Source organism: Bacillus sp. FSL K6-1003, assembly GCF_037964945.1.
In the GTDB taxonomy this organism is placed as follows: Bacteria; Bacillota; Bacilli; order Bacillales; family Bacillaceae; genus Bacillus; species Bacillus mojavensis.
The window spans coordinates 3,425,463-3,440,078 of the sequence record NZ_CP150176.1; the positions used below are offsets into that span (position 1 = coordinate 3,425,463).

Annotated in this window: 13 protein-coding genes; 2 read left to right on the forward strand and 11 right to left on the reverse strand. The window is 43.1% G+C overall.

What is annotated here, in order from left to right; genetic code table 11:
- Positions 1-45 precede the first annotated feature (45 nt).
- The 3 genes from NSU16_RS17530 to degS form a co-directional block, all read right to left on the reverse strand.
- The gene (locus NSU16_RS17530; RefSeq protein ID WP_339191640.1) at positions 46-891 is read right to left on the reverse strand and encodes a DegV family protein; all 846 of its coding nucleotides are present in this window, start codon (positions 889-891) and stop codon (positions 46-48) included.
- Between the two features lie 97 nt (positions 892-988).
- Entirely contained in the window at positions 989-1,678 is a 690-nt protein-coding gene (gene degU / locus NSU16_RS17535; RefSeq protein ID WP_003219701.1) for a two-component system response regulator DegU, read from the reverse strand.
- A gap of 82 nt (positions 1,679-1,760) precedes the next feature.
- A complete protein-coding gene (gene degS, locus NSU16_RS17540; protein ID WP_010332072.1) occupies positions 1,761-2,918 on the reverse strand; it encodes a two-component sensor histidine kinase DegS in 1,158 nt (385 codons plus the stop codon).
- 216 nt (positions 2,919-3,134) lie between these two features.
- Between degS and NSU16_RS17545 the strand changes: the two genes are divergently transcribed.
- Together NSU16_RS17545 and NSU16_RS17550 are read left to right on the forward strand one after the other, a co-directional pair.
- Entirely contained in the window at positions 3,135-3,788 is a 654-nt protein-coding gene (locus NSU16_RS17545) for a YigZ family protein (RefSeq protein ID WP_010332073.1), read from the forward strand.
- Positions 3,788-4,954: an LCP family protein gene (locus NSU16_RS17550; RefSeq protein ID WP_010332074.1), complete on the forward strand. Its 1,167-nt coding sequence runs from the start codon at positions 3,788-3,790 to the stop codon at positions 4,952-4,954. The genes NSU16_RS17545 and NSU16_RS17550 overlap by 1 nt, the downstream gene beginning before the upstream one ends.
- Before the next feature lie 74 nt (positions 4,955-5,028).
- Here NSU16_RS17550 and NSU16_RS17555 read toward each other — a convergent pair whose 3' ends face one another.
- The 8 genes from NSU16_RS17555 to NSU16_RS17590 form a co-directional block, all read right to left on the reverse strand.
- On the reverse strand, positions 5,029-6,105 hold the full coding sequence (locus tag NSU16_RS17555; protein ID WP_010332075.1) for an MraY family glycosyltransferase: 1,077 nt from the start codon (positions 6,103-6,105) through the stop codon (positions 5,029-5,031).
- Between the two features lie 140 nt (positions 6,106-6,245).
- Positions 6,246-7,436 (reverse strand): glycosyltransferase family 1 protein, encoded by a 1,191-nt coding sequence (locus tag NSU16_RS17560; RefSeq protein WP_339192716.1) that lies wholly within the window; start codon positions 7,434-7,436, stop codon positions 6,246-6,248.
- Between the two features lie 28 nt (positions 7,437-7,464).
- The gene (locus tag NSU16_RS17565) at positions 7,465-8,223 is read right to left on the reverse strand and encodes a glycosyltransferase family 2 protein (protein WP_326227564.1); all 759 of its coding nucleotides are present in this window, start codon (positions 8,221-8,223) and stop codon (positions 7,465-7,467) included.
- Positions 8,224-8,246: 23 nt separating this feature from the next.
- Positions 8,247-8,927 (reverse strand): Wzz/FepE/Etk N-terminal domain-containing protein, encoded by a 681-nt coding sequence (locus tag NSU16_RS17570; protein WP_168748870.1) that lies wholly within the window; start codon positions 8,925-8,927, stop codon positions 8,247-8,249.
- A gap of 29 nt (positions 8,928-8,956) precedes the next feature.
- The gene (locus NSU16_RS17575) at positions 8,957-10,423 is read right to left on the reverse strand and encodes an O-antigen ligase family protein (RefSeq protein ID WP_268447041.1); all 1,467 of its coding nucleotides are present in this window, start codon (positions 10,421-10,423) and stop codon (positions 8,957-8,959) included.
- Positions 10,424-10,507: 84 nt separating this feature from the next.
- Positions 10,508-11,893: a UDP-glucose 6-dehydrogenase TuaD gene (tuaD, locus tag NSU16_RS17580; RefSeq protein WP_168748872.1), complete on the reverse strand. Its 1,386-nt coding sequence runs from the start codon at positions 11,891-11,893 to the stop codon at positions 10,508-10,510.
- 61 nt (positions 11,894-11,954) lie between these two features.
- Positions 11,955-13,124, reverse strand: a complete 1,170-nt coding sequence (locus NSU16_RS17585; protein WP_326218453.1) for a glycosyltransferase family 4 protein — start codon at positions 13,122-13,124, stop codon at positions 11,955-11,957.
- The gene (locus tag NSU16_RS17590; protein WP_339192717.1) at positions 13,121-14,572 is read right to left on the reverse strand and encodes an MOP flippase family protein; all 1,452 of its coding nucleotides are present in this window, start codon (positions 14,570-14,572) and stop codon (positions 13,121-13,123) included. The genes NSU16_RS17585 and NSU16_RS17590 overlap by 4 nt, the downstream gene beginning before the upstream one ends.
- Positions 14,573-14,616: the final 44 nt, after the last annotated feature.

The following is a 14,616-nucleotide window of genomic DNA, read 5'->3' on the forward strand; positions in this document are numbered from 1 at the left end:
AAGAATTTAAAAAAATCTCCGCTACTAAAACGGAGATTTCATCTTTTATTTAAAACACCAGCAGATTCCTATTGCACCTTCACCAAGATGAGTGCCTATAACAGCACCAAAGTAGCTGTTGTAAAATTCCACATGCGGATATTTTGCAGAGAGCTCTTCAATAATCTTCGATGCTTCTTCTTCTCGATTAGCGTGAATAACGGCAGCTTGCATCGGCATACCCTTATTCGCGTCTTCATTTAAAAGCTCGTAAATCCGTGAAATTGCTTTTTTGCGTGTACGGATCTTCTCAAAAGGCACAATTACCTTATTGTCAAAATGCAGAATAGGCTTTACCTTTAAAAGACTCCCAATAAAGGCTTGAGCACTGCTTAATCGTCCGCCTCGCTGAAGATGAGTTAAATCATCCACCATAAAATATGCACGAACGGTTTTTTTCATTTCCTCCAGTTCTTTTATAATATCTTCCGGAGATGACGCTCCATTTCTGATCAAGTCGGCTGCTTTCAGAGCATAAAAACCTTGAGCCAGACAGCTGATCTCTGAGTCAAACGGGTATACTTCAATATTATCGACCATTGTATTCGCTGCAGCTGCACTGCTGAACGTTCCGCTAATTCCGCTAGAAAGATGAATACTGATCACCGCATCATATGACTTGCCGAGCTCTTCATACAAAGCAACCAGCTCGCCGATCGCAGGCTGAGAAGTGGACGGAAGCTCTGTATGTTTTTTCACTTCTTGATAAAAGCTTTCCCAGTCCATTTCTGTTTCTTCATGATACGTTTCATCTCCAAAAACAACCTGAAGAGGAATCATGTGTATATGATTTTGTTCACGCATTTCTTTTGGAATATATGCCGTGCTGTCTGTTACTACTGCAATATTCATAGCTTCGTTTACCTGCCTTATCACTTTATGACTCTATTGTAAGGGAAACAGAAGCCTAAAAAAAGACCTGCCTCAAAAAGGCAAGTCCAGTTTCATGCTATCTCATTTCTACCCAACCATTTTTAATGGCGACCACCACGGCCTGCGTCCGGTCGTTTACATTCATTTTTTGTAAGATATTGCTGACATGGTTTTTAACAGTTTTTTCACTGATAAACAATGATTCACCGATTCCGCGGTTGCTTTTTCCGTCTGCAAGCATTTGCAGCACTTCACATTCCCGCCTTGTTAAAATATGTAATGGTCTGCGAATCTCTGGATAGACCTCATGCTGAGGATGAGCAGAAACTCCGCTTGTTGCAAGACGGCGGAATTCGTTTACGAGGTTGTGAGTAACCTTCGGGTGAAGGTAAGAACCGCCCTCGGCAACTACTTTAACTGCTTCAATCAGTGTATCAGCATCCATCTCTTTCAGCAGATAACCTCTTGCACCTGTTTTCAGGGCATGTGTTACATAATTCTCGTCATCGTGAATCGATAGAATAATTACTTTAGATTCAGGATACAGCTCTACAAGCTGCTTTGTAGCTTCCACGCCATTTACGTTCGGCATATTGATATCCATGATCACGACATCAGGATGATAGTGCTCAACGATACGAGCCGCTTCATCTCCGTCGTCTCCTTCCGCTACCACTTCAAAGGTAGGTTCGAAATCCAATATCCGCTTCACACCTTCACGAAATAACTGATGGTCGTCGATAATAACAATGTTTACTTTAGTCACAAGCCACGCCTCCTTGTATTATTGTTCTATATACTCTGGTATTCGGTCAATATGCCTTTTGGCTCTATTTTACAAATCATAGTCAAAGAGATAACGGAACCTTAATCATGATAAATGTCCCAAGACCTATTTTTGAATCTATCGTTATGGTTCCTTCCAATAAATCTACTCTTTCTTTCATCCCAAGCAAGCCGAATGATTTGTTTTTCTTCTCTTTCGCTTCCTTCAGGTCAAATCCTTTGCCGTTATCTTTTATCATTAAAATCACAAAATCCTTTGTAATCTCAACTTTGACTGTAATTTCTTCAGATCCAGAATGCTTTAACGCATTGGACACAGCTTCCTGTGCGAGTCTGAAGAGCGCCACTTCAAACTGAGGCGCGAGTCGTTTTTCCTCTGTATCGCCGATGCACTGAAAGTGTATTTTCACCTTACCGTTATATTCTTCGGTTGTATATAGATATTTCCGCAAAGTTGGAATCAGGCCTAGGTCATCAAGGGCCATCGGTCTTAAATCATATATAATCCGTCTCACTTCGTAAAGGGCATTCCGCACATTTTGGCGGAGATTTTTGATTTCCTGGAATCCGTCCTCAGCGCCTCGGTCTCGGAATATCCGTTCAATTAATTCCGATCTCATCATAACATTTGCCAGCATTTGTGCAGGACCGTCATGAATTTCTCTCGAGACTCTTTTTCTCTCTTCTTCCTGCGCTTCAATAATTCTCAGGCCAAAATCCTGTTTTGCCTGCGCATCGGCAAGAAGCAGCCCAACCTCGCGAAGATCCTGATTCAGATAGTTCAGCACAACCGTAATCTGGCTCACTAGTGATTCTGAGCGTTCAATGATTTCCTGAAGGCCTAACAGTCTGCGTTCCAAATCATCCCGGCGTTCGCGCAATTGCTTTTCACGCTGCTGGATCATCGTCAGTTCTACTTGCAGCTTATGGGCTTTTTCATAAGCATTGCGGATTTCTTCTTCACTGAATCTATGAAAATTGCGGCTGACCTCGGATAAACGGTTTCGTGCATGGCGGGTTTGCACTTCAAGTTTATCACCAAGCTCGATGACTTCATAAACCTGCTGTTTAATTTGTTTCAGTTCTTCGACCAGCTGTTCATACTGCTGGCGCGACTGCTCCCCGATTTGAAAAACCTCATCCTTGCTCCCGTCAACGGTTTTCAGCATCTTCATCAAAATAGAATCCAGAACTTTGGAATCCATCTTTATTTTATTCATAATTTCCCTCCGTCACGGTGTTGTCATATATTTTTATTATAAATGTAATTGATCTGCAAATTGTGTCGAATTATAATGAAAGAATGCGTATATTCTAGAAAAAAACAATTTTATGTACCTTCTTACTCTTTATGATAACAAAATACGCACAAAAATTCTAAAGACTGTACGAATTTGTATAGGCAGTCTTTTATGCTTAGCGGGGGGTCAGCTAGCATGCTGCACAGCTATTTCACTGTGAAAGAAGCAGGAGAACACGAGATTGTTATAGAAAAATCGCGTTTTATCTGTCATTTAAGCCGTGTTTCTTCCGAACAAGAAGCACAGGAATTTATACAGAAAATAAAGAAACAGCACTGGAATGCAACTCATAATTGCTCAGCTTACGTTATTGGCGAAAACGATCATATCCAAAAAGCCAATGATGACGGAGAGCCGAGTGGCACAGCAGGAGTCCCTATGCTCGAGGTGTTAAAAAAACGCAGACTTAAGGATACTTGTGCAGTCGTCACGCGTTACTTCGGCGGCATAAAGCTGGGAGCAGGCGGTTTAATCCGCGCTTATGGGAAGTCAGTGTCTGAAGGATTAAACCATATAGGTGTCGTAGAACGGAAGCTTATGAGGGTTATGCATACTTCCGCAGATTATACTTGGCTTGGCAAGATTGAAAATGAATTAAGGGAATCGCCTTTTCTATTAAAAGAAATCCATTATGCAGAAAACGTAGAATTCGAAGCATATGTAGAAGAAAAAGAAACACAATCGTTTTCTGAGTGGATGACAGAGTTAACAAATGGAAAAAGTGATATTACAGAGGGAGAGTTGACGTACCTTGAAAAAGCCGTCAATCACATAAAGGAGACTGAATAATGACTGAACGCGTTAGAGTGCGTGTGCGCAAAAAGAAAAAGAGCAAACGCAGAAAAATTTTAAAAAGGATTATGTTGTTGTTCGTCCTTGCATTATTGGTAGTTGTAGGGCTCGGAGGATATAAACTATATAAAACCATTAACGCTGCGGATGATTCATACGATGCACTTTCCCGCGGAGATAAATCAAATCTACGCAATGAAGTTGTAGATATGAAGAAAAAACCATTTTCTATTTTATTTATGGGAATTGAAGATTACGCGACAAAAGGGCAAAAAGGGAGATCGGACTCTCTTATTGTAGTTACCCTTGACCCGAAAAATAAAACCATGAAAATGCTTAGCATTCCGCGCGATACACGAGTGCAATTAGCTAATGACACAACCGGCACCAAAACAAAGATCAATTCCGCTTACAGCAAAGGCGGAAAAGATGAGACTGTTGAAACTGTTGAACAATTCTTGCAAATACCAATCGATAAATATGTAACAGTCGATTTTGACGGATTTAAAGATGTTATTAATGAGGTTGGCGGTATTGATGTAGATGTACCTTTCGACTTTGATGAGAAAAGTGATGTGGACGAAAGCAAACGGATTTATTTCAAAAAAGGCGAGATGCATTTAAATGGTGAAGAAGCCTTGGCGTATGCCCGCATGAGAAAACAGGATAAACGCGGCGACTTCGGCCGTAACGACAGACAGAAACAAATTTTAAACGCGTTAATCGATCGGATGTCCAGCGCAAGCAATATTGCAAAAATTGATAAAATCGCAGAGACAGCCAGTGAAAACGTTGAAACCAATATTCGCATTACTGAAGGTCTAGCCCTACAGCAGATTTACAGCGGCTTTACCAGCAAGAAAATCGACACACTGTCAATTACTGGTTCCGACTTGTATTTAGGGCCTAATAAAACATATTATTTTGAACCGGATGCTGCGAATCTGGAAAACGTCAGAAAAACCCTTCAAGAGCATTTAGATTATGATCCTGATACGAGCAGTTCAAGCATTGGCAGCTCCAGTACCGATAGCTCAACATCAGACAGCTCTGACAGTTCTAGCACGGCAACAGACGGCAATACGAGCGGAAGCGGCTACACAAATGACAGCAGCACAAGCTCAAATGGGACAACAAATTCAACAACTGATTCATCATATTAAATTTAAAAAAGCCCGTCCTTTACGGATCGGGCTTTTTTGCGCAGAAAAAACTCCGGCTCATCGAACCGGAGTTTTTAATTTCTTTTCACAAGACGTTTATAGAATTTTGTAAATGGCTTAAAACGTTCATTCACGAGTCCCGTAACTTCTGCTATTATTTGCATAAATATAATTAAGATAAAGATAATAAACAAGGAAAGCCAAATTGTAGCGCTTTTCAACACAATTGCACTGATGCTGAAAATAAATCCAATCAGATAAATGACAATGACCGACATCCGATGTGAAAGGCCAAAGGCCATCAGCCTGTGGTGGATATGTGATTTATCAGGCGCCGAAATCGGCTGTTTGTTTAGTATCCGTCTTATGATTGCAAATGTTGTGTCAAAAATCGGCACGCCTAATATAATAATTGGAATGACAATACTGAACAATGTTACGCTTTTATACAGCCCTAACAATGAGAGAATAGAAATCACATACCCTAGAAACAATGATCCCGTATCCCCCATAAAGATTTTTGCCGGATGAAAATTGTAGAACAAAAATCCGAGCGTACTTGCGATAACCACCAATGAAAGTGACAGAATGAGTACTTTGCCGCCGGATAGCGCCATAACTGCGATCGTGGACAGGCCAATAACAGAAAGACCTGCTGCAAGGCCGTCTAATCCGTCAATCAGGTTCATCGCGTTTGTGATGCCGACAATCCATAATACAGTCAGCGGATATGCCATCCAGCCCAATTCAAACCGTTCAGCTAAAAAAGGTACTGAGAAAAAGTCCATTTTTAAACCCGTGCTTACAATCATAATAGCCACGGCTAATTGAATAATAAATTTAACTTTTGCGCTTAATTGATATTTATCGTCTAAGATTCCCAACACAATAATGATAAAGGCCCCAACTGTGATAGCCGTCATTCTTGTTTCTGTGTATATACCGGATACAAGCACGCCTGTAACCACCCCGATAAATATGGCCAGCCCGCCCATTCGGGGCATGATTTTATCATGTACTTTTCGATTGCCGGGCTGATCAACTGCACCTATTTTAATCGCAATCCTTTTTACGATTGGGGTTATGATTAAAACCGTTAGCAGCGAGACAATAAACGCAACAACAATGCGAATCATGCGTTCGTCAAGCATAAAGAAGTCTCCTTTGGAATTATATGAAGTCTTTATTTTAGAGAACCGTTCCTTCCATTATACCTTCTCCTTAGTTATTATAACAAGCTTCATCAAAAAGAAACACGTATAATCAAAAAACGCGCATCCCAATTAAAGGACTACGCATGTTTTTGAATCCCTGTATATTTCATGATTTGTTTAAATAAAACATTCCAATCTTGGGTGCGGGCAATGTTTCGCCGCATCTCTTTGTATGCCTCATCTCCGCTTTTTTCAAGCACTTTCTCGCACGCATCTATAAAATCATTATGGTCATTGCCTTCCATATATTCGTAAATATACGGCTTTTGCATTTTAGAAGTTGACGGAAGGTTAGAGCCGACGACCGGCTTTCCCGCTGCCAAAAATTCAAATAACTTAAGAGGGAAAACCGCCTGGTTATAGGATGACTTTTTATACGGCATAATCCCGATATCAATCAATTCCATAAAATGCGGAACTTCTTTCGGATCTGCCGGCCCCGTCCATATCACATTGGAAAGCTTCAGAAGCTCTTGAAACGCTGTATCACCATTGGTGGCGTCCGGGCCGACCCATAAAAAGGTCCAATCAGGTTTTCTCAGAGCCGCTTCTTCAATCAATTTAAAATCCAGCTTTGGTTTAATTCCGCCGATAAACCCCAGTACGGCCCCTTCTCTTCCCTGCAAGATGCTTCGGTCAGGTGCCGCTTTATGTTCTGAAAACAGGTCATATTCAACACCGTTTTCAACGGTATGAACCTTTTCTCGTCCCGCTGTCAGTTTTTTATCAACTTCATTGCGCAGAAATTCCGATGAACAAGTAATGGAATCAGCACGCTCAATAATTCGCAGCTCCGCGGTTTTGATGACTTTCCGCCTGAACTCGGACAGCATATTTGAACGTCCGCTGATCGGCGCCGCCCACAAGTCACTGCAATCATAAATCACCTGATCCCAGGGATATAGTGAAGACAGCAGCGGAAATCCGGGAAACGTGTACCATAAGCAGCAGCGTTCACCTCTGGCTGAAGCGGATTTCAGCTCTTCTAATAAAGGTGAGAGCTTATGCTTATAAAACACATCGGTATATCGTCCGAAGCGAAACATTTTCTTTTGCAGCAAGTCCTTTACGGCGTATTGACGGATGCCGGATTGTACTTGCTGAAATTCGATCCTTTGGGTGCGCGGAGCCGGACAGACCCAGATGACTTCCTTTGTTTCTTCCTGAGCAGCTAAAAATTCAGCCAATCGGTGCCGTCTGTACCTCAATTGATCTTTTCCCCATTCAGCAGTAGCCACGATGACGTGAATCATTGCTTTTGTTTCCACCTTCATCACCTTTTCTCTCTGTTTGCGGTTACAGCCTTTTTTTCACCGCGTTTTTTGCATATTGAACAAAACACCATGTCGCTTTCATTAAATGGAGCCGTTCAATCTCCCTGTAGACAAACCATGTTTTTTTGGCAGCCTTCCATTTGTTGCTTGAAATCGAATTATTGACAAGCCGGTATTCAGCTAAACACTCATTCATTCCGTAAGCTGTAAAACCCTTTTTTAAAAGAGCAAGCCATGTTGCCAAGTCTTGCCTCGTTCTAATATTCGGCATTTGAATCTGTCCCGTCTGTTCCCTGTCAATCATCACCGTTAGACAGCCGATAATGGTATTTTTAAGAGCGTCATCATATGTCAGGCTTTCGGGTGCATGAATGAATTTATCCATCGGCACCCCGTCCTGTGACATTAAGCTGTAGCCTGTGAAGGTAAACGCACAGGACCGGTCCATCATAAAATCAAGCTGCTTTTTCAGTTTGTCTTTTTTCCATTTGTCATCACTGTCCAAAAATGCCACGTAGCGTCCTTGGGCATGTTCCAGCGCTTTATTTCTTGCTATCGCGGCTCCGCTGTTTTCTTCCAGATATATCACATGAATTCTTTCATCTATCTTCTCATACTGCATTAAAATGTCGCGTGTGCCGTCCGTTGAGCAATCATCCACAATAATCATTTCCCAATGAGGGTGGCTCTGATCTAACACTGATTGAATCGTGTCTTCAATATAGTCACGCGCATTATAAGAAGGTGTAATGACAGATACGAGAGGTTTCCAGTTGGTCATGATCACATCTCCATCGTATGATTTTAAAAGGACTCTCTGAAAAATTCAGGAATGACAACGAACATAAAGGCAATCGTTATGCCGATCAGAACACCCAGAACCGCTTTCTTTTTCGGGGACATTCCTCCGCCTGATGCCTCACTTACGGTTTCAGAATCAACGGCACTTGCCGCTTTCAGATTAAGCTGTGTGTTTTTCAGCTCATATAAAAATCTTTCTTTATCCACTTTGGAATCCTCGCTCACCGTTTCACCTTCCAGCGCGTCAATACTGCGGCGAATGACGGCTTCTCTTTCTTCAAACAGCTTTTGGTCGTTTTTGAGAAAGGTGGAGGAAATAGCGTTCAAAACTGATTCGGTTCTTTCCTGATCCTGATCGGCATAGCTCAAAGACAGTAAAGACTTAGATTCCGATTTTACGGTAAGCTTCTCTTTGATCTCTGCAAGATCTTCATCTTTTTCGTCAGGAAGCGCCTCCTTCAAAAAAGCATCACTCCTCAGCAGGAGCGGAATCTCTTCTGTACTGTTATAAATCGGATGATCATAGCTCCCCACAGCTAAAGTAACCTCAGCTGTGTAACTCTTTTTATCCGCAATTTGAGACGGCAGTATATACCCCGCCACACCTAAAATAAGCGGCACTAATATAATCCAGATAATATTTTTCTTTATGCGCCGGGCTAATCTTATCACTATATCCTTCATATAAGTCTCCCTGCTTTTTTGTAGTCTATTTACCGGTATATGGGCTCAAGCTGCTGTCTGGATCGTCTTAAGACGTTTACAGCGGCGATGACGAGCGCCAGAAATACCCAATGGAAAAATAAATTTGAGACAGAGCTTGGGCTGATGCTGGATACCAGGAAACTGACCATAGCCGTGATGAGCCCTTCTGTGATCAGTTTTGACTGATTTTCCATTTTTCTTTCATAAAACTTGTAAAGCACCCACATGAGGTATAAATAAATGGCCAGATAGCCGAGCATGATAAGCAAGCCGAAGTTTGCCAGAATCTCTACAAGCCAATTGTGCACCTCTGTCACATTGTCAGTATCATATAAAGCATGATGCTCTAGATAATAAGACACATTTCCTGCGCCCACTCCGAATCCGTATGAGTCAAGGAAGAAGTGCCATGCGTTTTTTAATAGATTGGCCCTGGCCACGTTGGACGGAAGTGTTTCTTGGAATGAATGAGACGTTTGAGGAGCCAGAAACAGCTTCCAAAACACTGCGAATATCCGGCTGGCAAAAAGAACTGCAAAGACCGCAATTCCAGCTGCCGACAGCCAAAGGGCGATTTTTTTCAGAACAGGCGGCAAGACAATAAAAATGTAGACGGCTATTCCCGCAAAAACGCCCAGCAGACTGGCTCTAGAACCCGTCGCAAAAATTAAATACAATGCACCGAACGAGAGCAAAAGGCCAATTCCCTTTAAGTATCCATTCGTTATGTTTTTCACCATGGCAATGTAAAAAAAGAAACTGATAGACAAAAATGTCGCAAAATCATTTTGATTAAAAAAGACTGAGGTCGGATAATGCTGCTTATATTCCGGTCCGCTGTACAAAGTCGAACTCGGGAGATGATGATGCGTGATATGATTGTAAAAACCGATGATCATCAGAAATACCGTCATCACTAGCCAGATGGAATAAATAATCATCAGGCGTTCCATTTTTTGCACATACATCACAATGAGATAAATAAAAAATATCCCCATCGCCAGCAGTGCTAAATATTTCAGACCGTCTGTAACTGATTTGGCCCATAGCAAGGAAACAAGGCCATATAAAAACCAAAAGGCGAAAAAGAGCAAAATTCCTTTTACTTGCAGCCCATTCCACCTTTCAATATGTGTTCGGCTCCGCAGTACCCCGACAAGATGGAGGCAGCCTGCTGTAATGAGTAAGAGCCGATAAAGAAACAAACTAAAGAATCCAAGATGAATCGCGAAAAAAGCATTATTTAAAAAAGTGCAGGCAATCAAAATATAGATGACGGCCATAAAAAGCTGTTCTTGTGTTGTAAATGATGCTGCAAGCGTCAGTGCAAACAGGCCGATTGCCAATACAGCGAGAACGGCAGCCATCTGCATAAGACCTGTATCTGTGCGGATGGCTCCCAGCAATAGGACGATCCCCAATATGACAGCGGCCAGTAACGCAAGCGTATGAACCGCTGAACGTTTGATACTCACATGCTTAACCCCTTTCCTGATGTTTCAGGAGCCGGCGGCCGAGCCTAAGCAGCCGGCACTTCAAACAAGTAACCCTTTTTCTTTTTATAAATTGACGCTTCCCAAATCCTTAGCCAATTCTTCCATTGGCAAAGCCGGAAAGTAGCGGTCGGAAGGTTCTGTTCCCCGAACCGCAGGACGGCCGATGGAGTGATAAATGTATCCCGCAGCCTGCATTTCTTCGAGTGAAAATATATTTCTGCCATCGATGATGATTGGCTGTTTTAAAAGCATTTTCGCTTTTACAAGCTCCATTTCTTTTACTTCCGGCCAATCGGTCAAAATAAGGCACGCGTCGGTTCCCTCCATCGCAGCATACACATCTGTATAATACTCGGTCTGATCGCCAAGGACTGCTGATGCCTCCGGAATGGCAATCGGATCATATGCTTTCACCTGTGCGCCCAGCTGCTGCAGCATTGGAATGATATCGAGAGCTGGAGCGGACCTCACATCGTTTGTATTCGGTTTGAAGGCCAATCCGAGCACGGAAATGGTTCTCCCTTTTATGCTACCCATCACAGTTAAGAGCTTATCTACAATGTGAACACGCTGCTTTTCATTCGTTTCAATGACAGCTTCTATAAGCTTGAATGGATATCCGGCCGTTTTGGCAATTTGAAGCAGTGCGGTTGTATCCTTAGGAAAGCAGGAGCCGCCAAACCCAATACCAGCTTTCAAGAACTTTCTGCCGATCCGGCTGTCGAGCCCGACGCCGTCAGCAACTTTTGAAACGTCCGCGCCGACTCGCTCGCAAATGTTCGCGATATCGTTAATAAACGAAATCTTTGTTGCCAAAAATGCATTTGCAGCATATTTAATCATCTCTGCACTTTCTAAATTCGTTTTAATAACAGGAGCATGAAAAGGCTGATGCAGTTCCTCTATGATGGAAGCGGCTTTATGACTGGTTGACCCGATGACGGCACGCTCCATATTCATCGTGTCATGAATCGCTGAGCCCTCCCGAAGAAATTCAGGGTTGGATACAACATCAAAGGAGCATCTTCCCTTCGAAGCTTTTTGTACGATAGATTGAACCAGTTTTCCGGTACCGACTGGGACTGTGCTTTTATTGACAATGATTTTGTAGCCGTTGAGATGTTCACCGATCGTTTTCGCAGCCGCTTTTACGTATGTTAAATCAGCTTCGCCTGTTTTAGACATCGGTGTTCCGACTGCAATATAAATAATGTCTGAAGTCCGAATGGCAGACGGAATATCGTTAGTAAAAGACAGACGCTGTTCTAACACATTTTTTTCAACTAGATCTGCAAGCCCTGGTTCATAGATTGGGATTACTCCGTTTTTCAGACTTCTGATTTTTGATTCGTTGATATCACAGCAAATCACTTTATTTCCGATTTCCGCAAAGCAGGTCCCAGATACGAGTCCTACATATCCTGTTCCAATGACAGCAATTTTTTTCACAGCCCTCATCCCTCTCCTGTAAATTCATGTTCCTATTTATATTGGTCGCAGTTACTTACGATTAAACAGGTGTTTTCAAAACCATCTGATACTGATCGTGCAGCGCCCTGGCATTTTTTCCGGCGTCATATTGAGTGTGAATGATTTGATATAATTCATCCGCCACTTCCGGCTTCCATATTTGATCCTGTGCGTATAAAGAGATCGTGTTTGCTAAGGCTTGAGCTGATTTCGGTTCAATCAGCAAATGGCGGTGTTTGCCGAATAATGAAGCCACTCCTCCGACATCTGTACAGATGACAGGAACCCGCAGTGCCAGTGCCTCGATTACAACTGTCGGCATTCCTTCGCTATAAGAAGGGAGCACGAACATATCTGAGGCGAGCAAATAATCTCTCACCCTGTGATTCGGCACTTGGCCTGTCACAATATGCCCCTTTTGCCTCAGTAAAGATTTTGCGGGGCCGTCTCCGACATAAACGGCTCGAGGCGCTTCCTCCATCATCTCAATGGCTTCTGATAATTCAAAAATGCCTTTTTCCTTAACGAGCCTGCCCACATAGACAGCAAGGCGCTGGTCAAGCGGGAGTCCAAGGTTTTTTCTGATTTCTTCTTTTGTCTGCTCATTTTCCTGAAAACGGCTGAGCTGTATACCGATCGGTAAAACCGTACTGTCAAAGCCGGAAAGTTTTTTGGTTTCTTCCTGAAGCTTTTCGCTGACTGCAAGAACTGCGGATGCGGAACCAACCGCAGTTTTGAAGGCTTTAAACGCACCTTTGCTGTAGTGCGGATAGACATTCACATCACTGCCATGCAAAGTCAAAATATACGGTATCCCGATTGTCTTTGCCACGACTGCCGCAGCCCCGCCCGACGGCATAGCAAAGTGCGCATGGATCAGATCAGGGTTCAAGTCATGCTGTTTAATGGTTTTTAAAACAGCTGCCCCAATGCGCCGGTGTGGCTGGGCCCATTTCAGCTGGCCGGGAACAGCGGGATAGAAAGGCCGGTAAACCGGTATTCCTTTCCGTATCTCATATTCTGGTCTGGCATCCTTTTTTCGATATGCCTTTTTCAGCATACGGAGAGGCGCAGGGTGAAAAGGTCTTGGGCATATCACGGTGATATCCAGCCCGAGCTTCAGCAGCTCTTGCACCTGTGTTTCATGAAACACACCCTCGCCGGGTTTCAGACTGCTTGGATATACGCTTGTGATCCACAAAATCTTCATGACAAACGTCCTTTTCTTAGTAGTTTGCTTTTCATCTGAGGGTACGCTTTTCCTAAAAGAAAGAGATAGCAGAGCGCCCCAGCCGCCACTGGAATTGCCAGCCTCATCTCCGCCTGCATGCTGAAGCGTTCTGTTCCTAAACTCGCGCCGAACGCGATAACGGCCATACCCGCTGTGATCAGAAAAGGCTTCATAACGGCTTTAAAATAAGCTGAAAGATTGAGATTAATGACATATGCCAGCAGCCAGCGACCGATTAGAAAATTGAAAACACTGATGACGGCATATACCCAAGCGACAGTCAGAAGATTACCCGTCTGAACTGCTGCAAACAGCGACAAACCATACAGCAGCATAACGCCGGAGTCCCAATAAAAAGCCAAATCTGCTCTTCCTTTGGCAAGGAGCACAGAACCATTCGGATTCATCAGCACCCTGAGTATCCCGACGACGGCAAGAACATTCAGAACAGGGACAGCAGCAAGCCATTTTTCTCCGAAAACAGCTGCGATAAAGGCGTCTGACACGGATACGAGCCCGATTAACAGCGGGAACGATACAAGCGCAAGCATTTTTGTCATATTCAGAAAGCCTTCTCTGATCACGCTGTTTTCGTATTTGTTTTTGGCGAAAATAGGAAACGCGACCCGCGTCACAATCGGATTAATCTTCAAAACCGGAATGGTGACAATCTGATAGGCAAGATTATAAATGCCCAGCGCTTCAGCACCGATAAACCTGCCGATTAAGATCATATCGATGTTCGCTCCCAGCCTGTTCACAAGACGGGATGAAAGCTGAAAGGCTCCAAAGGAGAAGAACTCCTTCATTCCCCCTAGATCAAAAACAAAGGATGGGCGCCACTTTTTTTGATATACAGCCCAGAATAAAATCCCTTTGCTGGACTGCAGCAGCACCTGAGAGATCACGTATGCCAAAATCGCATCCATCATAAAAACCGCTATCGCTAAATATCCAAAGGACAATGCATTTGAAAGAATCTCTATTTTGCTTAACGTATTAAATTGCAGCTCCTTCTGCAGCATATACTGGTACTGCTGTCCAATCGGAGCAACCAAAAACATAATCCCCAAAATCCTGATGAGAAACACAAGCTCTTCTCTTTGATAAAATCCCGCAATGACGGGACTGCTCACATATAAAAGCACAAACAGCAAAATGCCGGTCATAATGTTCAGCCAATACAATGTTGACAGCTGGCGCTCCGTAGCGTCATCTCTTTGAATTAACGCAGCGCCAAACCCCATATCAAGCACGATCTGGGCAAATATTGTAACCGTTGTGATCATGCCGACGAGTCCAAATTCCGTTAAGGTCATCATATTTCCAAGCAAGGCAAACTGAACGATTTGAATGATTGTAATACAGATTGTTGAAACACTTGTCCACTTTGCGCCGCTCATGATTTGTTTTGTAATACTTGGCATCATATTCCCTACTTCTTTTTAAGCTCAGTTTGATGGCGAATGCA

What these genes read in the sequence shown, in the direction of transcription:
- NSU16_RS17530 (WP_339191640.1), bottom strand. Translation starts at nt 891, where the DNA reads ATGAATATTGCAGTAGTAACAGACAGCACGGCATATATTCCAAAAGAA.
- degS (WP_010332072.1), bottom strand. Translation starts at nt 2,918, where the DNA reads ATGAATAAAATAAAGATGGATTCCAAAGTTCTGGATTCTATTTTGATG.
- NSU16_RS17545 (WP_010332073.1), top strand. Translation starts at nt 3,135, where the DNA reads ATGCTGCACAGCTATTTCACTGTGAAAGAAGCAGGAGAACACGAGATT.
- NSU16_RS17550 (WP_010332074.1), top strand. Translation starts at nt 3,788, where the DNA reads ATGACTGAACGCGTTAGAGTGCGTGTGCGCAAAAAGAAAAAGAGCAAA.
- NSU16_RS17555 (WP_010332075.1), bottom strand. Translation starts at nt 6,105, where the DNA reads ATGCTTGACGAACGCATGATTCGCATTGTTGTTGCGTTTATTGTCTCG.
- NSU16_RS17565 (WP_326227564.1), bottom strand. Translation starts at nt 8,223, where the DNA reads ATGACCAACTGGAAACCTCTCGTATCTGTCATTACACCTTCTTATAAT.
- NSU16_RS17570 (WP_168748870.1), bottom strand. Translation starts at nt 8,927, where the DNA reads ATGAAGGATATAGTGATAAGATTAGCCCGGCGCATAAAGAAAAATATT.
- NSU16_RS17585 (WP_326218453.1), bottom strand. Translation starts at nt 13,124, where the DNA reads ATGAAGATTTTGTGGATCACAAGCGTATATCCAAGCAGTCTGAAACCC.
- NSU16_RS17590 (WP_339192717.1), bottom strand. Translation starts at nt 14,572, where the DNA reads ATGCCAAGTATTACAAAACAAATCATGAGCGGCGCAAAGTGGACAAGT.